The sequence below is a fragment of the Candidatus Ornithobacterium hominis genome, from assembly GCF_951229915.1.
In the GTDB taxonomy this organism is placed as follows: Bacteria; Bacteroidota; Bacteroidia; order Flavobacteriales; family Weeksellaceae; genus Ornithobacterium; species Ornithobacterium hominis.
This window is the reverse complement of sequence record NZ_OX579588.1, coordinates 377,441-400,325: the sequence shown is the minus strand read 5'-3', so window position 1 is coordinate 400,325 and position 22,885 is coordinate 377,441. Positions and strand designations below refer to the sequence as shown.

The window sequence follows — 22,885 nt, the reverse complement described above, 5'->3', positions numbered from 1 at the left end:
AAACTAAAATTCCTTTTGATTAAAGCCTTGTTCTTTCAGCCAATCATTATTATAAACTTTATTCATATACCTAGAGCCGTGGTCAGGGAATATCACTACAGCAAAATCATTTTCAGATAATCTGTTTTTATATTCTCTCAACCCTTGAATAACGGCTCCACTTGTGTACCCTGCCAAGATTCCTTCTTCTAGCGCTAACAATCTAGTGCAATAGGCACTATCTTCATCCGTCACGGTTACATATTCGTCTATGACGGAAAAATCTGTTGCCCCAGGAATCAAATTCTTCCCTAAACCTTCAATCCTGTAAGGTTTAATTTTAGACTTATCTAATTCTCCCGTCTCATGATAAGTTCTAATCACAGAACCATCAGCGTCTACTCCTATGATTTTAATCTCGGGATTTTTCTCTTTCAAGTAGCGCCCCACTCCAGAAATTGTACCGCCTGTCCCTGAAGCTGCAATCAAATGCGTGATTTGTCCATCGGTTTGCTCCCAAATCTCAGGCCCCGTGCTCAAGTAATGAGCATCAATGTTTTTTAAATTAAAATATTGATTGATGTAAATAGAATTGGGCGTTTCTTGATGGATTCTCTTTGCCGTTTCGTAATAACTTCTAGGGTCTTCTGCTGGTACATTCGCTGGGCAAACATGCACTTCTGCGCCCAAAGCCTTCAGAAAAGCAATTTTGTCTTCTTTTGTCTTATCACTAACTGCAAGTATACATTTATAGCCTTTTACCGCACTTGCCATCGCAATACTAAAACCTGTGTTGCCAGAAGTCGTCTCTACAATAGTAGCTCCTTTCTTCAAGATGCCTTCTTTCTCTGCCTCTTCAATGATGTGAAGTCCAATTCGGTCTTTTGATGAATGCCCAGGGTTAAAAAATTCTAATTTTGCAAAAACAGGGCAGGGTAAATCTTTTACAATCTTATTTAATTTTACAATTGGCGTATTACCTACCAATTCTAAAATATTTTGGTTGATTTTATTTTTCAAAATTTTCAGATTTGAAAACAAAAATACAATTTTTTTAACGGCTTATATAAATTGTAAAGCGAAAGCTTTTTTAAGCCTTTATAAATTTTTATAGTTTATATTAGTTTATCAAAAATAAAAAAGCTTCGGAAAAACCGAAGCCTAAAAATTACTATTATGAGAAAATATGTTATTTCTTAAACTTTTTATACTTATTCATAAACTTATCAACTCTACCCGCAGAGTCAACCAACTTCATTTTACCAGTGTAAAAAGGGTGTGATGTAGATGTAATTTCTAATTTCACCAATGGATATTCAACACCATCTATTTCTACGGTATCTTTTGTTTCAGCTGTAGAACGGGTAATAAACGTATCTTCATTACTCATGTCTCTAAACGCTACTAATCGATAATTCTCTGGATGTATATCTTTACGCATAACTACCTTATTTCTAAAATCGGACTGCAAATATACAAATAATTATTTCTGTAGCAAATATTTATTTATTTTTGTTTAAACTTTAAAGTATGAGAGCTTTATTTCTTTGCTTGCTCACATTTTGGGCTACTTTTTTTATTTCTTGCCGAGAGGATTTAGAGGTGAAAAATCAAAATTTGCATTTCGCCATTGCTCAAGACAGTTTGTTTTTGGACACCATTTATTCTGGAATTTCATCACCTGTTTTTTCTTTCCAGATTAAAAATCAAACTAAAAAAAATCTTCTTATTCCTGAAATTTATCTCGAAAATACTTCCAGCTATATTCATTTAAATATTCATGGGAAAAGTGGTCAAAATTTTCATAATGTCCCGTTATTGAAAGGTGATAGCTTGAGAATTTTGTTTCAAATTGTTGCTCCCGAGTCAACTGAGTCTAAAGAAATAAAAGAAAAAATAATTTTTAAAGGCTTAGAAAATAATCAAAAAAATATTGAGATTTCAGGTTTTATTCAGAAATCAAAAATTTATAAGAATACTGATGATTTAATTTTTCAAAACAATCAAGCGACGCTTCACAACGATATAGCTCATATTTTTACAAAAGATTTAGTCGTGGCTCAACATCAAACTTTAAATATTCAACCAAAAACGAAGTTGTTGTTTTTCCATGAGTCTAAAGTAATTTTAAACCCCAATAGCGAATTAAATTCTAATGGAACGCCCGAAAAAAGAGTGATTTTCAAAGGCTTTAGAAATGATGCTGGTTATGATTCGATACCTTTGCAATGGAAAGGAATCAAAGCTCAAAATGCCAAAATCAATCTCCACTCTACTGAAATCAAAGCGGCTGAAATTGGTTTGGATGCTGATGAATCAGATTTAGTCATCGACAAAAGCCTCATTATCAATTCTGGAACTTACGGTGTCCGTGCCAAGCAGAGCAAATTAAAAATTTTTAATTCCGTGTTTTTCAATGCATCTCAGGCGACTTTACTTCTAGAGGGGCCGCTGGAAACTGAAATCATTTATTCAAGTTTTGCCAACCCTGGAATTCACCAATATGCTCAGTCGTTTGGCGAAAATATTCCTATGGAAATTAAAGATTATCAAAATCAGCCATTCCAAGTCATCAACTCGATTTTTCATGGGCGATACCGCCAAGGGGTTGTTTTTGGCTCAAAACCCTCCAAGCCAATGATTTTCAGTCATGTTTTGATCAAAAATGATGATGAAAAAAATCTTGATTTGAATGATAATCATATTTTTAATGCCATCATTACCCGCGCACCTTTATTTAAATCTATTTTTCTAAAGGCTTTAGATTTATCGCTCCAGAAAAATTCTCCTGCAAAACAGAAAGGAATTTCTATTGAAAGTATCTCTACTGATTTGAATGACCAAAGTCGAAGGAATCCGCCAGACTTGGGTGCTTATGCTTCTATAGCTGATTGAGCATAGCCGCGCCATTTTTCAATTAAATTTTGCATATCAGAAGGGATTTCTGAGTTAAATTTCATTTCTTCCTTCGTCACTGGGTGCTGAAATCCTAAAGTCTTGGCGTGCAAGGCTTGCCGAGGGCATGTCTCAAAGCAATTTTGCACAAATTGCTTGTATTTATTGAAGGTTGTGCCTTTCAGAATTTGATTTCCACCATATCTTTCATCATTGAATAAAGTATGCCCAATGTGTTTCATGTGCACTCGGATTTGGTGAGTTCTGCCTGTCTCAAGACGACATTCTACCAAAGTTACGTAGCCAAAACGTTCTAAAACTTTATAATGTGTAATGGCGTGTTTACCTTCTGGCTCTTCCAAAACTGCCATTTGCATTCGGTTTGAAGGGTTTCTACCAATATTTCCTTTCACCGTTCCTTCATCCGACTCTACGTTTCCCCACACTAGTGCGATATACTTTCTGCGGGTTGTTCTTTCAAAAAACTGCTTGGCTAAATAATCCATTGCGTATTCAGTTTTAGCTATGACCAAAAGCCCACTGGTATCTTTATCTAACCGATGCACTAAGCCTGGTCTTTCTAACTCACTTTGTATACTAGGTAAGTGATCAAAATGGTACTTCAAAGCATTCACGAGTGTCCCGCTGTAGTTTCCATGCCCGGGATGAACTACCATACCAGCTTCTTTGTTTACTAGTAAAAGACTTTCATCTTCATACATGATATTTACTGGAATATTCTGCGGAATGATTTGATTTTCTTTGGGCGGATAGCTCAAAACTACTTTGACGATGTCATTGGCTTTTACTTTGTAGTTTTGCTTTACGGGTTCTTCGTTTACCCAAATATTCCCAGCTTTGGCGGCTTGTTGGATTTTATTTCTAGAAGCATTTTCTATAAAATTCATTAAATATTTATCTACCCGAAGTGGCTTCTGCCCTTTCTCTGCACGGAATCTATAGTGTTCATACAACTCTTCTTCATCCTCATCTTCCTCTGGCCTTTCATGAAATTCTTGCATGTTCTATTCAATTGAAATTCCTGTCGTATCAATTTTAGGTTTTGCAGGAGCCTGCTGTGTTTTGTTCAATTCCATATTCTGTTTTGCCCGCTCATCGTGCTTCACTTGATTTCTGATTTCTTCAGGCAAATCACTAAGGTCTATTTTATTTGCATTTTGTACAGAATTATAGTATAAAGAATCGTCTCTACTCACTTTCCTACGGAAAAGAATATCCATTGAGTCAATTTTTGAACGTAACTCTCCTCTGTTTTTATCTGATAACCAAATGGAAACAGGCAATCCTTCATCATACAAATCAGTAGATGGCGGGTCTTGATAAACAACACTACTTAAAATCGTATCATTGCTCTCACCTAAAAATGTAACATTCCCTAAGTTAAAAAATCGCTCCTTCAGCATTCGTTTTGCTTCTTGAAAACTCAACCCCAACAAATCTGGCACATTTACATCTACACTAAAGCCACGCCCCAAGACCAAATCAACCTTTGCTCCTCGTGGCAAGGAAGTTCCCGCTTGTATCACCTTATTATTATACAAAACACGCAACACGGCATCTCTTGCTGGGTCTTCTTCATAAATCGTATCACCCACCACCAGATTTCGCATCGCTAATTGCGTAAATGCCATTCGCTTACTTTTATCTATCAAGTTAGGTAGCTCCACTGGCGGGTAGTCGCTCGGGTTGCTTTTTATAAAGATTTTTCGCCCTGGTTTTACCTGCGAACCCGCTGCGGGGTAAAAATCAATAACCGTAAAGGGCTCTACATCTTCAGTGAATTTAACGCTGTCTATAGTATAATGTAGATTCATCTCATCAAGTTTTGCCATTGCTTCTTGTATCTTCATCTTAGACAAATCAGGCACTTCTACTTCTATATTATGGTAGGTATAATCATTCAACCATTTAAAAGTAAAAAAATAAATCGAAATCAGAAAAAGCGCGCCTAAAACTAAAGACAACCAAAACTTCCAATTTATTAAAGCTTTAAAAAATTTCATACATTTAAATAATTTACAAATATAAAAGTTTTGTTTAAAGGCTTACTAAATTTGTATTTACCAAAAAAATATTTTTTTGAAAAAGAATAATAGTATTTTTGAAGCCTTAAAAAATTTTTTATGAAAAATATTGCAGTCGTTTCAGGTGGTTTTTCAGACGAGCATAAAGTTTCTCTAAAAAGTGGACAAACAATTCTAAATCATATCGATAAAAATAAATTTCATGCTTTTGACGTGCAAATTCTAAGCAACATCTGGCAAGTCGTCATTGATGGAAAGAAATTTCCTATTGAAAAAAGCGATTTTTCTTTTACCAAAAATGGTCAAAAAATAAAATTTGATTGCGTTTTCAACATCATTCATGGGACGCCAGGCGAGGACGGGTATTTACAAGCATACTGGGATTTGGTGGGCCAAAAATACACAGGCTGCGGGCACTACCTCTCTGCACTGACTTTTAATAAAAAAGATTGCTTAGCCGTTTTAAATAAATATGGAATATCCACTGCTCGATCAGTTTATTTAAGAGAAAATAATGACTACGATGTTGACGAAATTATAGAAAATTTGGGCTTGCCTTGTTTTGTCAAACCCAACCAATCTGGGAGTAGTTTAGGCATTTCAAAAGTGAAAAAAAAGGAAGATTTTTCTAAGGCTTTAGAAATTGCATTCAAAGAAGATCAAGATATTTTAATCGAAGAATTTATCGACGGCACCGAGGTTTCGGTAGGTGTGATTGAGTACAAAAATGAAATAATAGTGCCTGGTATTACCGAAATTATTTCTTATAACGATTTCTTTGATTACCAAGCTAAATACGAAGGCCAATCTAAGGAAATTACACCAGCCAATATTCCATCAGATTTGTATGAAAAAATTTCTTCTACAGCCATTCATATTTATAAATCTTTGGGATTAAAGGGCATGTCGAGAAGTGAATTCATTCTACGAGACAACACTCCTTATTTCATAGAAATCAATACTTTACCAGGCTTTTCACCGGCAAGTATTCTCCCCCAGCAGCTGGCGTATGCTAAAATTAGCATTCAAGATTTCATTACCAATGAAATTGAATCTGCTTTAAAATCATTAGATTAGTCAAAAAATTCATTATTATGCAAAGAATCGCCGTTTTCCCAGGCTCTTTTGATCCCATCACACTAGGTCACTTTGATATTGTAAAAAGAGCTATTCCTTTGTTTGATAAAATCATCGTAGCAATTGGTAAAAATGCTCAAAAAAACTATATGTTTTCACTAGAACAACGCATCGATTTTTTGGAGAAAACCTTTCAAGGTTTTCCTAATGTTATGATTGATACTTACGAGGGTTTAACCGTCGATTACTGCAAAGTGAAAAAGGCTAATTTTATTTTAAGAGGTTTAAGAAATCCAGCTGATTTTGAATTTGAAAAAGCTATCGCTCACACCAATCGTGCTCTAACTCACCAAGAGTTAGAAACCGTTTTTTTACTCACATCATCAGGGAAATCTTACATCAGCTCTAGCATCGTGCGTGACGTGATAAGGAATAAAGGCGACTATAGCCTCCTCGTACCTAATTCTGTGAAAATCAATTGAATGCGATTTTTTTTAAGGCTTAAAAAATTTTAAATGTTTAATTTCAGCTGGGGTGGAATCAGTTGAAAACTCCTCCGATGGTAGGGGGATATTCCTGTCTTTAAAATCCCCTCGCGATGCTTCTTGGTAGGGTAGCCTTTATTATTTACCCAATCATACTGAGGATATTCTGCATGCAATTCTTCCATGAAGGAATCTCTTTCGGTTTTGGCCAAAACTGATGCCGCTGCTATATTAAGGTAATGAGCGTCGCCCTTTACACAGCATTGAAAGGGAACTTGCTCATAAACTTTAAATCGATTGCCGTCTACAGCTAGAAACCCTGGCTGTTGTTTTAATTTTTTCAAAGCTTTGTGCATTGCTAAAAAACTGGCATTTAGAATATTTATTTCATCTATTTCTTGTGCAGAACAGAACCCGATACCGAAGCTTAAAGCTTCTTTTTTTATTTCTATCGCTAGTTTTTCTCTATTTTTCTTAGATAATTTTTTAGAATCATTGAGTATAGAGGAGTGATAATCCCAAGGTAGAATTACTGCTGCCGCATAGACTGGACCAGCTAAACAACCTCGCCCGACTTCGTCTAGCCCTGCTTCTAATAGTTTTTTTTGATAAGATAATTTCATGCAATAAAATTATGACTACATTTAATTTTTAAAAGTAAAAACTAAAGTTTTAGAATGAAAAAATCCGATAAAAAATTATCGGATTTTTTTTAAGGCTTAAAAAATTTCTATAATTCTAATGCTCTTCTGATAGAAGAATCATCATTCCCGCCCATCAAAATTTCAGCAGGATTTTCTATGGCTTCTTTTACAGCGACTAAGAATCCTACTGATTCTCTTCCATCGATGACTCTATGATCATAAGAAAGGGCTACATACATAATTGGTGCAATCGAAATTCCTCCATTTTTCACCACAGGTCTTTCTACAATATTGTGCATTCCTAAAATAGCAGATTGTGGCGGATTAATAATTGGTGTAGAAAGCATCGAGCCAAATACGCCTCCATTGGTAATTGTAAATGTACCTCCTGTCATTTCATCAATACTGATTTTATTATCCCTTACTTTGATGGCTAAATCTCTGATGTTTTGCTCAATTCCTCTAAAAGTAAGCATCTCCGCATTTCTCACAACGGGAACCATCAAACCTTTTGGTCCAGATACAGCGACAGAAATATCCATAAAGTCATGTAAAACTTTGTAATCTCCATCAATCATTGAATTAACTTCTGGGTATTCCTGCAGCGCTCTAGTAACGGCTTTGGTGAAGAAAGACATAAAACCTAGGCTCACACCATGCTTTTCTTTGAATTCTTCTTTGTATTTTTTTCGAAGCTCAAAGATTTCTGTCATATCCACTTCATTAAATGTGGTGAGCATCGCTGTCTCATTTTTCACAGAGACCAATCGTTCTGCTAATCTTCTTCTGAGCGAAGACAACTTTTTTCTTTCAGTACCTCTATTGGCATAGCTTGGCACAGAACCCATCGCTGGTGTATAATTTTCCGCATCTTCTTTTGTTATTCTTCCATCTTTTCCCGTGCCTTTTACCTGTGATGCATCAATTTCTTTTTCTGCTAAAATCTTTTTAGCTGCTGGGGAAGCTGTACCACTGGCATATGTTTTCTTTTTCTCTATTGCCTTTTCTGTATCGTTAGAATGAGCTTTAGCTTTAGGTGTTTCTGTCTCCACTTCTTTAGGTGTCGTCTTCTTTTCTTGAGCTTTGGGTTTCTCTGCTCCCATATCAATCAAGCAAACAACTTGCCCTACTTGTACCACATCGCCTTCTTCGGCTTTTAGGGTGATAATGCCACTTTCTTCAGCTGGCAATTCCAATGTAGCTTTATCAGAATCCACCTCTGCAATGGCTTGATCTTTATCTACATAGTCGCCATCTTTTACTAGCCATTCGGCTATTTCCACTTCTGATATAGATTCTCCCGGTGAAGGGACTTTCATTTCTAGTATACTCATAATAATTCTTATTGTTCGTTCAGGTCAAAAACTCGATTAATTACATTTGCTTGATTAATACTCCATCTTTTAGAAGAGCCAGATGCTGGTGAAGCACTCTCTCTTGGTGAAATCATTTTCCAAGAGTATTGGTTTAGATGTCTCAGAATATGAGACCACGCACCCATGTTCTCAGGTTCTTCTTGCGCCCAAATCAAAGATTTATGGTTCGGGTAAGATTTTATCACTTCATTTATTGTCTTATGATCTAGTGGATATAATTGCTCTAACCGAACTAATGCCACATTTTCAATTTTTGTTTCTTTTCTATGCTCTAATAAATCATAGTAAAGCTTACCACTACAGAAGACTAATCTTTCTACTTTCTCTTTCTCTATATTATCATCAATGAGTGGCTGGAATTTCCCATCAGCTAAATCCTCTAGAGAACTTTTCACCAATGGGTGTCTCAGCAAGCTTTTGGGTGTAAAAACAATTAATGGTTTACGGAAATTCACCTTCATTTGCCTTCTCAATAAGTGGAAAAAATTGGCTGGAGTCGTACAATTTGCCACAATCATATTGCCCATCGCACACAGCTGCAAATATCGCTCTACACGTGCGCTTGAGTGCTCTGCTCCTTGACCTTCATACCCGTGGGGGAGCAGCATTACAATTCCATTTTGGATTTTCCATTTATCTTCTGCCGCAGAGATATATTGATCTATGATAATTTGAGCCCCATTGGAGAAGTCTCCAAATTGTGCTTCCCAAATCGTTAAGGTTTTAGGAGCAGCCATCGCATAACCATAGTCAAAACCTAACACTGCATATTCTGATAAAAGTGAATTATAAATTTCTAATGTTCCATTTCTATGAGGAATATTGTTTAATAAAATAAACTCTTTTTCATCTTGCGTTTTAATGACAGCATGGCGGTGAGAGAATGTTCCTCGCTCTACGTCTTCACCCGAAATTCTTACATTAAAATCTTCTGTCATTAAACTGCCATAAGCCAGCAATTCTGCCATCCCCCAATCAATAGCATTTTCTTCAAAAACCATATCATGGCGTTGCTGATGAAGTCTTTCAATTTTACGAATAAAATCTTCTCCTTCAGGCAAAGTACTTATAGTTTTAGCTACTTCTTTTAATTTATCGAGAGGAAATCTTGTATCAACATCTTCTAAAATGGCTTCTTCCCTTTTAATTTCAAAATCTTTCCATGCTTCTGGCATAAAGGGATCTAATGAATTTCTCTCAATCTTTTTAGAATCTTCTAAATTATTTTCAAGAATATTTTTAAAGTCATTTTCCATTTCATCAAGAAACTGATCGTCGACAATTTTTTCTCCCTTCAGCTTTTGATTGTAAATTTCTCTTGCCGTATCATGCTTATCTATAGCTTTATACAACTTTGGCTGTGTAAATCGTGGTTCATCACCTTCGTTGTGCCCATATTTTCTATAGCCTAGTAAATCAATAAATACATCTTTATTAAATGCTAAACGATAATCTACCGCAAATCGAATGGCATGAATCACCGCTTCTACATCATCGGCATTCACGTGGATTACAGGGCTCAAAGTCACTTTGGCTATATCTGTACAGTAAATGCTTGATCTTCCATCCAAGTAATTAGTCGTAAATCCAATTTGATTATTAGTTACGATATGAATCGTTCCACCAGTGGTATAGCCATCAAGGGCTTCCATTTGGATTACCTCATACACAATTCCTTGAGCAGCAATAGCCGCATCTCCGTGAATGAGGATGGGCATCGCTTTACTCGCATCTTTTTGATACTCTAAATCTATTTTTGCCCGGGTAATCCCTTCTACTACAGCATCTACAGTTTCTAAATGAGAAGGGTTTGGAGCTATATTGATTTTAACCTCTTTCCCTTTGCTGGTTTTTGTGAGAGTAGTTGAACCTAGATGGTATTTCACATCTCCATCAAAATAATCATCATCAAAATCCTTCTTTTCAAATTCACTAAAAATTTGAGAGTAAGATTTCTTAAAAATATTTGCCAAAACATTCAATCGTCCGCGATGAGCCATTCCTACAATAAACTCTTTCACACCACCTTCTGCACCACGAGTAATAATTTCATCCAAAGCTGGAATAATAGTTTCTACGCCTTCCGCAGAAAATCTTTTTTGCCCTACAAATTTTTTATGTAAAAAATCTTCAAAAGCTGTTGCTTCATTCAATTTATGAAAAACCTGCCTTTTTTCTTCGGGCGTTAATTGTGGAGTATTTAAATTTTTGTTGAGCCATTTTTGAATCCAATCTACCACCTCTGGCTTGCGTATATACATATACTCTATCCCGATAGAGCGGCAATACATATTCTCAAGGTGTTGTACGATTTCTTTTAAAGTTAAGGAATTTTTAAAACCTAAAATTTCACCAGCTTTAAATTCCGTTTCTAAATCATTTTCGGTCAGGCCAAAATTCTCTAAGGCCAAAGTCGGGCGGTACTCCCTTCTTTCTCTTACAGGATTAGTCTTTGTAAATAAATGACCTCTAGTGCGGTAACCATTAATTAAGTCAATGACTTTAAATTCTTTTTGAAGCTTCTCAGGAAGATCACTCAAGGAATCAATTTCAGCTGTGTTTTCTTTGGCATATCCTGATTGCCCGAAATCGTATCCTTGGAAAAAAGCTTTCCAAGAAGGTTCAATACTATCTGGGTATTTTTTATACTTTTCGTATTGTGACTCTACAAATTCTGCATGTACTGCATTTAGGAAAGAAAATCTATCCATTACATCTTATTCTTTTTTGCTTTAGCAATTTATAACAAAGATAAAATTTTCTTTAATTTATCAGCCTTTATATTGATAGAAAAATAAAAAAAAAGCCCTGAAATTTTTCAGGGCTCTCAATCGTATACTTTTTTATTAAAACTGGTAACCTAAACCAACTGAAAATACACCATTTTTGAAATTATTCTTTTCTGAAACTTTTAAGCTTTGAAGTGATTTGTTATCTTTATCAAACACATTAGTTAACCCAAAGTTGTAGCGTGCATCAACAGTCAAACCTTGAGCTAATTTATACCCAGCTCCTACAACTGCACCAAAGTTTACTTTTGAAAAAGCATCTTTATCTAGTTTCTTCGAAGTTTTACCTAACGCTCCATCATACTTGAATTCAGAACCTGTATTAAAGCTTAATTGTGGCCCTGCTTGTAAGTTCAAACCTTCTGCAACATAAAATTTCGCTAAGACTGGAACGTTGATATTTTGCGTTTTGAAATCATAAGTCTCTTTTCCTAAAGTCCACTTAGCACCTTGGGTTGAGTAAAGCACTTCTGGTTGAATTGAGAATCGGTCTGCCACTGGGATTTCAGTAAATAAACCTACATGGAAGCCAGATAGACCTTTTGTGTCCATGTTTTTCGCGGCATCGCCTCTCAGTGTAGAGTAGTTATATCCTGCTCTTGCTCCAATCTGAAGTGCTTCCATACTTTGTGCATTCAAACCAATCATTCCTGCAAATGCAACCGAGGCTGCTAATATTAACTTTTTCATTTTCTTTATTTTTTTAAAGTTATGCTCTAAATAAATCAATTCATGTGCCAAAAAAATAAAATTCCTAGTCTTAAGAAATTATTAACTTCACAAATTCTATTGTCAGATTAAAAAAATCGAAAAAACACATCTCAATTTAGCTGAAAATCACTTGAATTTCAGTGGCTCGAATATATGTTTTCACAATTTTAGCCATTGTAATTCGGAGCTTCTTTTGTTATTACAATATCATGGGGGTGACTTTCTTGCAGTCCAGCATTCGTTATTTTCACAAATTTTGCGTTTTCTTTTAGCGATTTCACTGTTGGCGTTCCACAATAGCCCATTCCAGCTCTTACACCTCCGCATAATTGGTAAACCACGTCTTTTACTTCTCCTTTGTAGGGTACACGTCCTTCAATGCCTTCTGGTACTAATTTTTTTGCATCTGTTGCCTCATTTTGGAAATAGCGATCTTTACTTCCACGTTTCATTGCTGCTAAAGACCCCATTCCTTGATATGTTTTGAATTTCCGCCCTTGGTAGATGATTTCTTCACCAGGCGCTTCATCTGTTCCAGCAAATAGGCTTCCCAACATTACGCAGTCTGCCCCAGCTCCGAGAGCTTTCACAATATCTCCTGACAATTTAATTCCGCCATCTGCAATTACTCTAACGCCTTTATTTTTAGCATATTCATAAACATTACTAATCGCCGAAAGCTGTGGCACCCCAACCCCTGCGATTACACGCGTTGTACAAATTGACCCTGGCCCTACGCCAACTTTCAGCGCATTTGCTCCTGCTTCTACCAAAGCCTTTGCGGCTTCAGGCGTTACGATATTTCCTCCCACAATATCCAAATTTGGGAAAGCATTTCTCACTTCTTTGATTTTGGATAAAACACCTTGCGAATGCCCGTGTGCTGAGTCTAAAGCTATAACATCTACCCCTGAACTTACTAAGGCTTCTACCCTACTTAGCGTATCTTCTCCCACGCCTACACCAGCACCCACGCGCAAGCGGCCGCGGGCATCTTTACACGCATTAGGGTATTCTGCCAAATTGTCAATATCTTTGATGGTGATTAAACCGATTAATTTATAATCTTTATCTACAATCGGTAACTTCTCAATCCTATTTCTCAATAGAATTTCTTTTGCGTCTTCCAAGCTAGTCTCAATTCCAGAAGTTATCAGGTTTTCTTTAGTCATCACATCCGTCACTACCTGCGTCATGTCTGTTTGGTAGCGAATATCACGATTAGTCAAAATTCCGATTAAAGTTTTGTCTTCTTCCACCACGGGCAAACCAGATATTTTGTATTTACGCATTAGTTGCTCAGCATCTTGCAACAATTGCTCGGGTCGCAAAGTTATGGGGTCAGCTATCATCCCATTTTCAGAACGTTTGACTAAATCGACTTCTTTTGCTTGCCGCTCAATCGTCATGTTTTTGTGAATAAAGGATAAACCTCCCTGCCGTGCCAATGCTATGGCTAGGCGAGCTTCTGATACAGTGTCCATCGCTGCACTTACGATGGGGATTTGTAGTGTTATGTTATCAGTCAATGGAGTTGAGAGATCTACCGCTGAGGGTAGTATATTTGAATAAGCTGGAACTAATAATAAGTCATCAAAAGTGTAGGCTTCTTGCAAAATTTTATCGTTTAAAGACATATTTCCTTTTGCCGCACAAATTTAACGTTTTTTTTTAAGCCTTAAAAAATTTTATTTAATTTTATTTAATTTTAAATTTTGAATTGATGAAATTAAAATACAAACAAAAACTAGTTCGATATCATTTGATTTTTGCACTTATTTGGTCTGGGTATTCTTTGCTAGTATTCACACACAAAGAAAAACGGGATTGGCTAAGCTATGGCTGGATTCTCATTTCTATCGCTTGGATTTCGATTTATTTCTACAAGAGAAAATACCCTTACGTGAGTATCCAAAATGGAATTATGCAAGTAGGTGGACCATTGGGGAAGAAAGTAAATTTAGACCAAATTCGAAGTATTCGGAAGTTTGCTGGCGATTATAAAATCAACGCTGAGAGCAAAATCATAAAGATTAATACTAACAAAATTGATAACGAATCGCTACAAGAATTAAATGCTTTTTTTGAAAGTCTAGAGATTGAATGGACTTAATTTTTCTAAGGCTTAGATAATCAATTAATAATGACTGATGGGAGTTATTTTAAATTATAAATAATTTAAGCTGGAGGGTTTCTGCCTAATTTTTTTTAAGCCTTAAAAAATTTTAATAAAAATCTTATTTTCGCATGATATAAAAATAAGCGTTATGGATTTTAAAAAGCTTAATAATTTAGTGGGCTGGGTAGTTTTTGCATTGGCTTCGATACTTTATTTGTTGACGATAGAAACTAAATTTAGTTTTTGGGATTGTGGTGAATATATTGTTTCCAGTGCAAAATTAGGTGTTACACACGCTCCTGGAGCTGCTGTTTTTCAGTTAGTTGGTGCTGTATGGGCTGGGTTAGCCTTTGGTAATGGTGCTTTGTATAGCATTCTCATTAATGCTTTATCTGCGCTTTCTAGTTCATTGACTATTTTGTTTCTCTTTTGGACGATTACGCATTTGGCGCGCCGTTTATTTTTAAAAAATAGTACTTCTCTTTCGTCTACTCAAATTATCTTAATCTTGGGGGCAGGTGTATTAGGAGCTGCATGTTTTGCTTTTTCTGATTCCTTTTGGTTCTCGGCTGTGGAGGGAGAAGTTTATGCCATGGCATCCATGTTCACTGCTTTGATGCTTTGGTTGGCTTGCAAATGGGAAAATGATGCTGGCTTGCCACGTGAAAATAAATGGTTGATTTTAATTTCTTTGCTCATCGGGCTGAGTGTTGGGGTGCATTTAATGGCGATTTTAGTCGTTCCAGCGATTTGTTACATTTACTACTTCAGGCATTATGAGTTTACTTGGAAGAGTTTTGCTATAGCGAATCTTATCACGATTTTGATTTTCTATTTTATCTTTAAAGTTATTTTTTCTTACACGATGTCCTTCTTTGGGAAATTGGAAATTTTCTTAATCAATACCCTCGGAATGCCTTTCCAAAGTGGGTTGCTGGTCGGGATTATTTTATTCTTTATCGTTTTCTTTTCTGCTCTTTGGTATACGCAAAAGAAGAATTGGGTGACGGCAAATACAGTTGTTTTATCAATTTTATTTATGATTATTGGTTTTTCTAGTTGGTTGGTAATTCCCATCAGGGCTACGGCTAACCCGCATATGAACCTTAATGACCCAGATGATGCAATTGGGTTACTAAATTACTTCAACCGAGAGCAATATGGTGATTGGCCTGTTTTCTATGGACCTCTCTACACTGCTCATATGGACTCTAATGGCGTTGAGAAAAACCCAGATGGAACTTATAAAAGAAAAGACGATGGGCCTATTTATAAAAAAAATAAGAAGAAAGGGATTTATGAAGAAGTCGGGAGAAAATACAGCTATGTCTACAGCGATGCCCACACAGGTATTTTTGCACGAATGCACAATCCTCAAATGGCTGATAATTACCAAGCTATCATGGGTGAAGTGGAGCGTTACCAGTCATATGACCCCGTGACTGGCGAGCGAACTGAACATATCAGAAAACCAAGTCTTTGGCAAAACATTCAGTTTTTCCTCAACTACCAAGTGGGGTATATGTATTTACGCTATTTTGGGTGGAATTTCGTTGGAAGACAAAATGATTTTGAAGGTCATTTGGAAGTAACGAAAGGTAATACCATTACTGGGATTCCCTTTATTGATTCTTATTTTCTAGGAGACCAAAGTCTGCTTCCCAAAAAATTTAAAGATAACAAAGCTCGTAATATCTATTTTGGAATTCCTTTAATTCTTGGAATCATTGGCTTTATTTTTCATTGGAAAGAAGACCCCAAGCGAACTTTTGCACTCATCTCCCTATTTTTACTAACGGGATTAGGCATTATTTTATACACCAACAACAAACCTTTTGAGCCACGTGAGCGAGATTATGCCGTGGTGACCTCCTTTTTTGTATTTGCTATTTGGCTTGGATTAAGTTTATTATCAATTTTTAAATTCCTTCGTTCCAAAATAAAAATAGACGTAAAACCCTCACTCGGCGTTACTGCTTTGGCATTTATCGCTCCACTCTTGATGGGCTTCCAAAACTGGGACGACCATGACCGATCTGAGCGATTAGCAGCACACGACTTGGCTTACAATTATTTAGTCAATTTAGACCCCAACGCCATTCTCTTCGTTTATGGCGATAATGATACGTATCCGCTGTGGGCCATTCAAGAGACAGAAGAGTTCCGAACCGATGTCAAAATTGCTAATTACACGCTTTTAGGTTCTCCTTGGAACATCAGCCAAGCGCATAGAAAAACTTACCAAGCTGATGCCATACCCCATCAGATGACGGAAAGTGATTATCGTGAAGGACGGAATGAAGCAATTTTGATTTTATCAGCGAATTTTCTCAGTCAATTAAGAGAATATGCCGCTGAACAAAACCCTGAATTGCTACAAAGTTTAGATAAAATTCAGCCTTACAACGATAACGGAATGACAGCAAAAGAAGCCATGAATTGGATTCTAAAACCAAATCCCGCCAAAAATGAATTGCTTTCTATTCTAAAACAAATTTATAATCCTAATCTAGATAATATTTTACCTACCAACAAAATCATTATCCCAGTTAACAAAGAAAATGTAATCAAAAACAAATTAGTTTCACCCCAATATTACGATAAAATTTTACCGAATCTTAGCATTACGATTCCTAGCAATGCCATCAACTACAAGAACGAGCTCTTCATGCTAGATTTGTTTGCAAATTACGACTGGACTCGCCCGATTTACTTCTCCAGCGGCGGTTTATATGATAATGCAAATATTTTCTATACCAATGATTATTTACAATTTGAAAGCTTCAGCTATAAACTAGTTCCTCTCTTGGCTTCTCAATCGCAATACGGTAGCGATGCACTGGTAGACAGTGAAGATATGTATCAACAAATCAAAAAATACCGATGGGCAAATTTTAACAATCCTGATGCTTATTTTGACCAAACTAGCACCAATAATATTCTTACTTACCGCAATGCGGTGATAAGAACGGCGAAAGATTTAACCGATAATGGAGAAAAAGAAAAAGCGAAGGAAATCATTGACTTACTGATGGAAAAAATTCCGCTAGAACGTTACGAAACAGGCTATTCTCTCTATGGGCTCATCCCGATTTATCAAAATTTAGGCGAAAATCAAAAAGCAGAAAAACTCCAAGATTATTTGCTAAAACAAAATCAAGAGGAATTAAACTTCTATGAATCTTTGCCTCCAAGAAAACAGCAAAGCATCCTCTCTGACTGGCGAAGACTGCAAAGTGAACAACAATATTTTGCTGGAATTTTAATTGAAAATTATTTGAAAAAGGGACAAAAAGAGGAAGCTAAAAAAGCTTTTGAAAAAATTTACCTTCCTGTGGTTCAGCAAATTTCTAGTTTGATAGAAAAAGCCAAAAGCGTCGGACTAAATAATTTAACCGGAAAAGAACAAAACGAACTAACAAGTGCGATTTCTTCTCAACGTTCGCTGATCCCGCTGGCAGCAGAAATTGACTCCATCTATGCGGAAGAAAAATTTGATGAAGTCAAGAATATAATGTCTCAAATAGGCATCGAGAAATAATAAATTTTAGCAAAAATCCGTCTAAATTTTCAAACAAATTCTTAAATCAAAAAAAAGGAGAAATTTTTTAAGGCTTAAAAAATTTCTCCCTTTTCTTAATTTTCTTGCCTGAAAATCAATCCAGTTTCAGTCGCTCCTTTCGGTTAGCTAATTCCCAAGCTATCGCAAAAACATACTGCGTTCTTTTAGTCAACAAAGGGTAATTGATTTTATCAGCAGTATCGGTCGGTTTATGATAATCCTCGTGAATTCCATTAAAAAAGAAAATAGAGGGAATATTATTTTTAGCGAAATTATAGTGATCTGAACGATAATACAAACGCTCTGGGTGGTCTGGAGCATCGTAAGTATAATCTAATGCCAAGCCAAAGTGATTTTCGTTAAGCTTCTCTGCAATTGAGCCCAATTCTTTGCTAAGGCGCGTTCCGCCAATCAGATAAAGGTAATTCGGCTGATTTTGATGCTTTTCATCTACACGACCAATCATGTCAATATTCAAATTCGCCACTGTATTTCCTAAAGGAAACCATGAATTTTCAACATAATATTTAGAGCCCAAAAGCCCTTTTTCTTCACCAGTCACATGCAAAAAGATGAGACTCCGCTTTGGTTTAAATCCCTTTTGTTCCAATTTTTTAAAGGCTTTGGCAATATTTAGAATTGCAATGGTACCGCTCCCATTATCATCTGCTCCGTTAAAGATTTCCCCATACTGCTCGCCCACGTGGTCTAAATGTGCAGAGATCACAACATATTCATCAGGTTTTTCGCTTCCTTCAATTTTAGCAATGACATTGTGCCCGACTTCCTCCATCGCACGAAACGTTCCTTTAGGAATCGCTTGCAAATAATCGCCATTCTCTCCAGCTCCTTTGATTTCTAAATCCTTATATTTTTCTACCAAAAAATCAGTTGCTAAAGCTTCATTTTCTGTCCCAGCTTCTCTACCTTTCATTTCATCGCTAGCATAAACATAAAGTTCTTTTTTGACTTCAATTGAATCTATTAGTTCTAAATATTCTGGTTTGAAGGCTAAAGTTTCAATTTTGGGTAAAACATTTTTCACTTCATTTTGTGACTGACATTGACTGAAAATGACACTACAAAAGCTTAAAAGTAAGGTTTTAAAATTCATTCATTCGATTTTTTGTAAAATTAATGGAAATCTGATTAATAGTTTAAAATTTTTTAAGGCTTAAAAAATTTTCCATAAAAAAAAGCTACCTTCAGTTCGAAAGTAGCTTTTTCTTTAAAAAGCCTTAGGAAATTTATTTCACCAATTTCATTTCCTTGATTAGTCGGTCGGCGTTAGCATATTTATCAATAATGAATAAAATATACCGCGCATCTACCATGATGTTTCTAGAAATTTCTGGGTCATAGTACAAGTCGCTCATCGTTCCTTCCCACACACGGTCAAAGTTCAATCCAACTAAATTCCCGTCTGCATCCAAGGCTGGCGAACCCGAGTTACCACCTGTCGTGTGGTTTGTGGCAATGAAGTTAACGGGCATTTTGCCATTTTTAGCATAAACGCCATAATCTTTTTTTGCGTACAAACTTCTTAATTTTTCTGGAACATCAAATTCGTAATCACCAGGAACATACTTTTCCATCACGCCTTTCAGGTAAGTTGTATTGTCATAATACACGGCGTCTCTCGGCGCATAGCCATTCACTTTACCATAAGTCACGCGCAAAGTAGAATTCGCATCAGGAAAGAATTTCTTTTCATCTTGCATAAAGTCCATTTGCGCTTTCATATATTTTTTGAGCAAATCATCTATTTTATTCTGCAAGCTTATTCGCTTGGGAGAGGCTTTTGCACTGTAAGCAGATTCTATTGCTCTGATTTTTTGAATCAAAGGATCTGCATTTAAAATTTCCTTTAAATTTTCTTGACTCAAAAATAATTTCGGATTTTCAATCAAAGAAATTTGATTGATTTTCCTACCACCTGTAATGATTGATGTATCTAAATCCTCTGCTGTGATATTGGTGTTATCTGGCTGAAATTCAGCAGGAACATTTTTTTTATACAAATTCCAAACGGCTAAAGAAACATCTTTATCTACTTGAGGTTCATAATCTTTATACAGAGACTTTAAATAATCAGAAACTCGTTCTCTAAGTTCATGAGAGACTTGCCCTTCATTTTTTGATAAATCACTTAAAGTTAACGCTATACGGAAGGTTTCAGAATTTCTATAAATCGCTTCATCAAAGTAAGCTTTCGCTAAATTATAATGCTCTATCTTTTGGTACAATTGATTTAAATCTTCAATCATCGATGGGTATTGTACGCATCTTTCGCTTTTTTCTGTCTTACACTTTTCTCTAATTTTGTTCAGCAAACGCTGCTCGTAATTTCGTTTTATCTGAATAGCTCCAGACTTCTGAATTCCCTGATTTACACCAATCATATTCTTCCAATAATTGGCAATTCCAGCGTATTTAGAAGCATATTTGATTTTAATGTTTTGGTCTTGCTTCATGTAAGCATCCATAATTTTCAGTGCCTCATCTCTTACTTCAACTTTTGCAGGATTCAAAGTTTTCACCGTTTGCTCAATAGCAGAAGCTGGCAAATATTCATCCGTCAAACCTGGGAATCCAAAAACAAAAGTAAAATCATTCTTTTCTAAACCTTTGATATTTATTGGTAAAAAATGTTTTGGCTTATAAGGAATATTTTCTGGGGAATATTCTGCTGGTCGATTATTTTTATCGGCATAAATTCTAAACAAAGAAAAATCGCCCGTATGGCGTGGCCAAACCCAATTATCAGTATCACTACCAAATTTCCCAATACTACTAGGTGGCGCCCCCACTAAGCGAACGTCTCTATAAGTTTCTGTGATGAATAGGTAATATTTATTCCCTTTGTAGAATGGCTTCACAAAAGCCTCTTGCCAATTTTCTTTTTTAGTCTTATTTACAATAGTTTTTATGTTCTCCTTTATTGCATTATCAGTCGTGTTTTCGCCTATCAAAACCTCGCTTGTAACTTCTTGAATATCAATAATGAAAGTCGCCGTCAGGCCAGGATTAGCCAATTCATCTCTCATACTTTTTGCCCAGAATCCATCTTGCAAATAATTATTTTGTAAGGTACTGTGCGACTGAATTTGGCTGTACCCACAGTGGTGATTGGTCAACAGAAGCCCTTGCGGTGAAATGACTTCTGAGGTGCAACCACCGCCAAAATGCGCAATTGCATCTTTGATGCTGGCTTTTTGGGAATTGAAGATATCTTTTGCAGATATATTCATGCCCATTTTCTTCATTTCTTTTTCGTTCAATTCTGTAGGAATCCACATTCCGCCGCCAGTTTGGGCGAAAAGAAAACTCCCGACAAAAATCAGTAGTGTTGAAAATTTAAAGTTCATTCGTTTTATTTTGCATTAAATATAATTAATATCTGTAAAATAGATGCTTTTTAACTTTTTTGTAAACTGATTTAAATTTTTTAAGGCTTAAAAAAATCCATTAGAAAATTACTCTAACGGATTTTTAAAGGCTTAATTTTTTTTAAAAGAAAATTAATCTACAAAAGCGTGTCTGTAGCCTTTCACATCATCCCAATGACCTCTCGTGAAGTCAGGAATTACAACTGGTGCGCTACCGTTTTCTAAAGAAATTTTAGAAAGCTCTGGCAAGCAACTCCATTCCGCTAAATCATAAACGTCCATATCTAATGGCAGCCCATTTTGTAAGCAATATACCAAGCGGGAATCCATGATGAAATCCATCCCTCCGTGGCCTCCTACTTGCTTTGCTTTTTCTTCTAATTCTTTGTGAATTCTGTGTTTATATTTTGCCATCAATGCATTTTTTACTTTTTCAGGTACAAAACCATGGGAATTTAAGTTTTCATGGTCTGGCGTTATATCAGAGGAAACTTGCTCTGGCTCCAGCGCATAACCTGACACAGGATATTTATTGGCAAAACCTTTTGTTCCCGTCAATTGGTACATTCTAGAGTAAGGTCTTGGATTCACTACATTGTGCTGAATTTGGATGGTTTTTTGCTTCTCAGTCTTTATCATCGTGATGGTATGGTCTCCATTCTCAAAATAATCTGGAGCTGCGCCATAAGCACTCTTCCAAGCTTCAGGGCCGTTCACTGCCTTGGTATCTACTGAAACCAAATAATTCATCTTATCTCCACGGTGAATGTCTAGAAGTTGTGCCGCTGGCCCCATGCCATGCGTTGGGTAATTGTCTCCTCTGTTATCTTTATTAAATTTTAAACGCCAGTTGTCGTGATAAGCTTTCCAAAAGTCTGCTAGATTATGAATATAAGCACCTTCTGCATGTAAAACTTCTCCAAAAACACCTTGCTGTGCCATATTCAAAGTCGTTAATTCAAAGAAGTCATAAACACAGTTTTCTAACATCATGCAATGTTTTTGAGTTTTTTCTGAAGTATCAATCAAACGCCAAAGATCCTTCATTGTCATTGCTCCTGGTACCTCTACAGCTACATGTTTTCCTTGTTCCATTGCATACACAGCCATATCTGCATGTGTTCTCCAGTCGGTAACGATGTAAATTAAATCAATATCATCTCGCTCCACCATTTTTTTCCAAGCATCTGCACTGCCAGAATAATCTGCGGCTTTTGGCAGGCCAGCTTTAGTCAATATTCTTTGTGTTTTCTCTACACGCTTTGGCTCAATATCACACAAAGCAACAATCTGAGTCCCAGGGATATGCGTGAATCGCTCTACAGCACCTGGCCCCCGCATTCCTAAGCCGATGAAACCTACGCGTACGGTCTCTAGCTTAGGTGCTCGTAAGCCCACAACATCTTTTTGCCCTGCAGGTCTTGTGGGTACTTTGGTTACAATCTGCCCCAGAGCATTTCTTTCATAGTCATTAAAATTCATGCTTGAATTTACTGTCGCCTTAGCGGTATTTGAATTTTGTGTTGCACAGCTCCAGAATAAAAAGGAGTTTAATAACAGGAAAAACAATGTAACTTTTTTCATTCTTTTTTAATTTTCTATTGTTTTTTATGAATTCTCAAATTTAATTTTTTTCTCTTGTAATCACAAATTTTAGGATAATATCATGTTTTTGACCCGTTGTGCATTTTAATGTGCATTTTAAATAATTGAAACTTTTAAATAATTAACCCTTCACGCCTTTTGATTTAGCTAGAATAAAAAGCATTAAACTAAAAAAAGCTATAAAAAAATAGCCCTCCTTACGGAGGGCT

The 22,885-nt window shown here is 36.1% G+C and carries 17 protein-coding genes; 5 read left to right on the top strand and 12 right to left on the bottom strand.

Features of this window, described 5'->3' with window-relative positions:
• Positions 1 to 3: 3 nt before the first annotated feature.
• Positions 4 to 999, bottom strand: coding sequence for a PLP-dependent cysteine synthase family protein (locus tag QOX03_RS01825; RefSeq protein WP_434800609.1), 996 nt, complete (start codon positions 997 to 999; stop codon positions 4 to 6).
• Between the two features lie 169 nt (positions 1,000 to 1,168).
• Positions 1,169 to 1,420, bottom strand: a complete 252-nt coding sequence (locus QOX03_RS01820; RefSeq protein WP_119058158.1) for a type B 50S ribosomal protein L31 — start codon at positions 1,418 to 1,420, stop codon at positions 1,169 to 1,171.
• Between the two features lie 89 nt (positions 1,421 to 1,509).
• Here QOX03_RS01820 and QOX03_RS01815 point away from each other — a divergent pair, with 89 nt between their 5' ends.
• Positions 1,510 to 2,874 (top strand): hypothetical protein, encoded by a 1,365-nt coding sequence (locus QOX03_RS01815; RefSeq protein WP_283671270.1) that lies wholly within the window; start codon positions 1,510 to 1,512, stop codon positions 2,872 to 2,874.
• Here the strand turns inward: QOX03_RS01815 and QOX03_RS01810 are convergent.
• Both QOX03_RS01810 and QOX03_RS01805 read right to left on the bottom strand, forming a co-directional pair.
• Entirely contained in the window at positions 2,853 to 3,896 is a 1,044-nt protein-coding gene (locus QOX03_RS01810; protein ID WP_119059481.1) for an RluA family pseudouridine synthase, read from the bottom strand. The genes QOX03_RS01815 and QOX03_RS01810 overlap by 22 nt on opposite strands.
• Before the next feature lie 3 nt (positions 3,897 to 3,899).
• Complete coding sequence (locus QOX03_RS01805) at positions 3,900 to 4,898, bottom strand: PASTA domain-containing protein (RefSeq protein ID WP_283671269.1); 999 nt, start codon at positions 4,896 to 4,898, stop codon at positions 3,900 to 3,902.
• 120 nt (positions 4,899 to 5,018) lie between these two features.
• On the opposite strand from QOX03_RS01805, the gene QOX03_RS01800 reads away from it, so the two are divergent.
• Both QOX03_RS01800 and coaD read left to right on the top strand, forming a co-directional pair.
• Positions 5,019 to 5,996, top strand: a complete 978-nt coding sequence (locus QOX03_RS01800) for a D-alanine--D-alanine ligase (protein WP_283671268.1) — start codon at positions 5,019 to 5,021, stop codon at positions 5,994 to 5,996.
• Between the two features lie 17 nt (positions 5,997 to 6,013).
• On the top strand, positions 6,014 to 6,478 hold the full coding sequence (gene coaD, locus QOX03_RS01795) for a pantetheine-phosphate adenylyltransferase (protein ID WP_283671267.1): 465 nt from the start codon (positions 6,014 to 6,016) through the stop codon (positions 6,476 to 6,478).
• A gap of 29 nt (positions 6,479 to 6,507) precedes the next feature.
• On the opposite strand, the gene rnhB is transcribed toward coaD, so the two are convergent.
• The 5 genes from rnhB to guaB all read right to left on the bottom strand — a co-directional run bounded on the left by rnhB (position 6,508) and on the right by guaB (position 13,638).
• Positions 6,508 to 7,104: a ribonuclease HII gene (rnhB, locus tag QOX03_RS01790; protein WP_283671266.1), complete on the bottom strand. Its 597-nt coding sequence runs from the start codon at positions 7,102 to 7,104 to the stop codon at positions 6,508 to 6,510.
• 107 nt (positions 7,105 to 7,211) lie between these two features.
• Entirely contained in the window at positions 7,212 to 8,459 is a 1,248-nt protein-coding gene (gene odhB / locus QOX03_RS01785; RefSeq protein ID WP_283671265.1) for a 2-oxoglutarate dehydrogenase complex dihydrolipoyllysine-residue succinyltransferase, read from the bottom strand.
• A gap of 8 nt (positions 8,460 to 8,467) precedes the next feature.
• Positions 8,468 to 11,212, bottom strand: a complete 2,745-nt coding sequence (locus tag QOX03_RS01780; protein ID WP_283671264.1) for a 2-oxoglutarate dehydrogenase E1 component — start codon at positions 11,210 to 11,212, stop codon at positions 8,468 to 8,470.
• A 135-nt stretch (positions 11,213 to 11,347) separates the two neighbouring features.
• Positions 11,348 to 11,980: a porin family protein gene (locus tag QOX03_RS01775; protein WP_283671263.1), complete on the bottom strand. Its 633-nt coding sequence runs from the start codon at positions 11,978 to 11,980 to the stop codon at positions 11,348 to 11,350.
• Between the two features lie 188 nt (positions 11,981 to 12,168).
• Positions 12,169 to 13,638, bottom strand: coding sequence for an IMP dehydrogenase (gene guaB, locus QOX03_RS01770; RefSeq protein ID WP_119058148.1), 1,470 nt, complete (start codon positions 13,636 to 13,638; stop codon positions 12,169 to 12,171).
• Between the two features lie 86 nt (positions 13,639 to 13,724).
• Between guaB and QOX03_RS01765 the strand changes: the two genes are divergently transcribed.
• Together QOX03_RS01765 and QOX03_RS01760 are read left to right on the top strand one after the other, a co-directional pair.
• A complete protein-coding gene (locus QOX03_RS01765) occupies positions 13,725 to 14,114 on the top strand; it encodes a hypothetical protein (RefSeq protein WP_283671262.1) in 390 nt (129 codons plus the stop codon).
• A 154-nt stretch (positions 14,115 to 14,268) separates the two neighbouring features.
• The gene (locus QOX03_RS01760) at positions 14,269 to 17,661 is read left to right on the top strand and encodes a glycosyltransferase family 117 protein (RefSeq protein WP_283671261.1); all 3,393 of its coding nucleotides are present in this window, start codon (positions 14,269 to 14,271) and stop codon (positions 17,659 to 17,661) included.
• Positions 17,662 to 17,776: 115 nt separating this feature from the next.
• Here the strand turns inward: QOX03_RS01760 and QOX03_RS01755 are convergent, their stop codons facing one another.
• The 3 genes from QOX03_RS01755 to QOX03_RS01745 all read right to left on the bottom strand — a co-directional run bounded on the left by QOX03_RS01755 (position 17,777) and on the right by QOX03_RS01745 (position 22,553).
• Entirely contained in the window at positions 17,777 to 18,796 is a 1,020-nt protein-coding gene (locus QOX03_RS01755) for a M28 family metallopeptidase (RefSeq protein WP_283671260.1), read from the bottom strand.
• A 133-nt stretch (positions 18,797 to 18,929) separates the two neighbouring features.
• Complete coding sequence (locus QOX03_RS01750; RefSeq protein ID WP_283671259.1) at positions 18,930 to 21,050, bottom strand: S46 family peptidase; 2,121 nt, start codon at positions 21,048 to 21,050, stop codon at positions 18,930 to 18,932.
• A 153-nt stretch (positions 21,051 to 21,203) separates the two neighbouring features.
• Positions 21,204 to 22,553 carry a Gfo/Idh/MocA family protein gene (locus tag QOX03_RS01745; protein WP_434800623.1) on the bottom strand — a complete coding sequence of 450 codons (1,350 nt, stop codon included), beginning with the start codon at positions 22,551 to 22,553 and terminating at the stop codon, positions 21,204 to 21,206.
• Between the last annotated feature and the right edge of the window lie 332 nt (positions 22,554 to 22,885).

Coding starts and splice junctions, on each gene's coding strand:
- coaD (WP_283671267.1), top strand. CDS start 6,014: ATGCAAAGAATCGCCGTTTTCCCAGGCTCTTTTGATCCCATCACACTA.
- QOX03_RS01805 (WP_283671269.1), bottom strand. CDS start 4,898: ATGAAATTTTTTAAAGCTTTAATAAATTGGAAGTTTTGGTTGTCTTTA.
- rnhB (WP_283671266.1), bottom strand. CDS start 7,104: ATGAAATTATCTTATCAAAAAAAACTATTAGAAGCAGGGCTAGACGAA.
- QOX03_RS01755 (WP_283671260.1), bottom strand. CDS start 18,796: ATGAATTTTAAAACCTTACTTTTAAGCTTTTGTAGTGTCATTTTCAGT.
- QOX03_RS01765 (WP_283671262.1), top strand. CDS start 13,725: ATGAAATTAAAATACAAACAAAAACTAGTTCGATATCATTTGATTTTT.
- QOX03_RS01750 (WP_283671259.1), bottom strand. CDS start 21,050: ATGAACTTTAAATTTTCAACACTACTGATTTTTGTCGGGAGTTTTCTT.
- QOX03_RS01760 (WP_283671261.1), top strand. CDS start 14,269: ATGGATTTTAAAAAGCTTAATAATTTAGTGGGCTGGGTAGTTTTTGCA.
- QOX03_RS01775 (WP_283671263.1), bottom strand. CDS start 11,980: ATGAAAAAGTTAATATTAGCAGCCTCGGTTGCATTTGCAGGAATGATT.
- QOX03_RS01810 (WP_119059481.1), bottom strand. CDS start 3,896: ATGCAAGAATTTCATGAAAGGCCAGAGGAAGATGAGGATGAAGAAGAG.
- QOX03_RS01745 (WP_434800623.1), bottom strand. CDS start 22,553: ATGAATTTTAATGACTATGAAAGAAATGCTCTGGGGCAGATTGTAACC.
- odhB (WP_283671265.1), bottom strand. CDS start 8,459: ATGAGTATACTAGAAATGAAAGTCCCTTCACCGGGAGAATCTATATCA.
- QOX03_RS01820 (WP_119058158.1), bottom strand. CDS start 1,420: ATGCGTAAAGATATACATCCAGAGAATTATCGATTAGTAGCGTTTAGA.
- QOX03_RS01800 (WP_283671268.1), top strand. CDS start 5,019: ATGAAAAATATTGCAGTCGTTTCAGGTGGTTTTTCAGACGAGCATAAA.
- QOX03_RS01780 (WP_283671264.1), bottom strand. CDS start 11,212: ATGGATAGATTTTCTTTCCTAAATGCAGTACATGCAGAATTTGTAGAG.
- guaB (WP_119058148.1), bottom strand. CDS start 13,638: ATGTCTTTAAACGATAAAATTTTGCAAGAAGCCTACACTTTTGATGAC.
- QOX03_RS01815 (WP_283671270.1), top strand. CDS start 1,510: ATGAGAGCTTTATTTCTTTGCTTGCTCACATTTTGGGCTACTTTTTTT.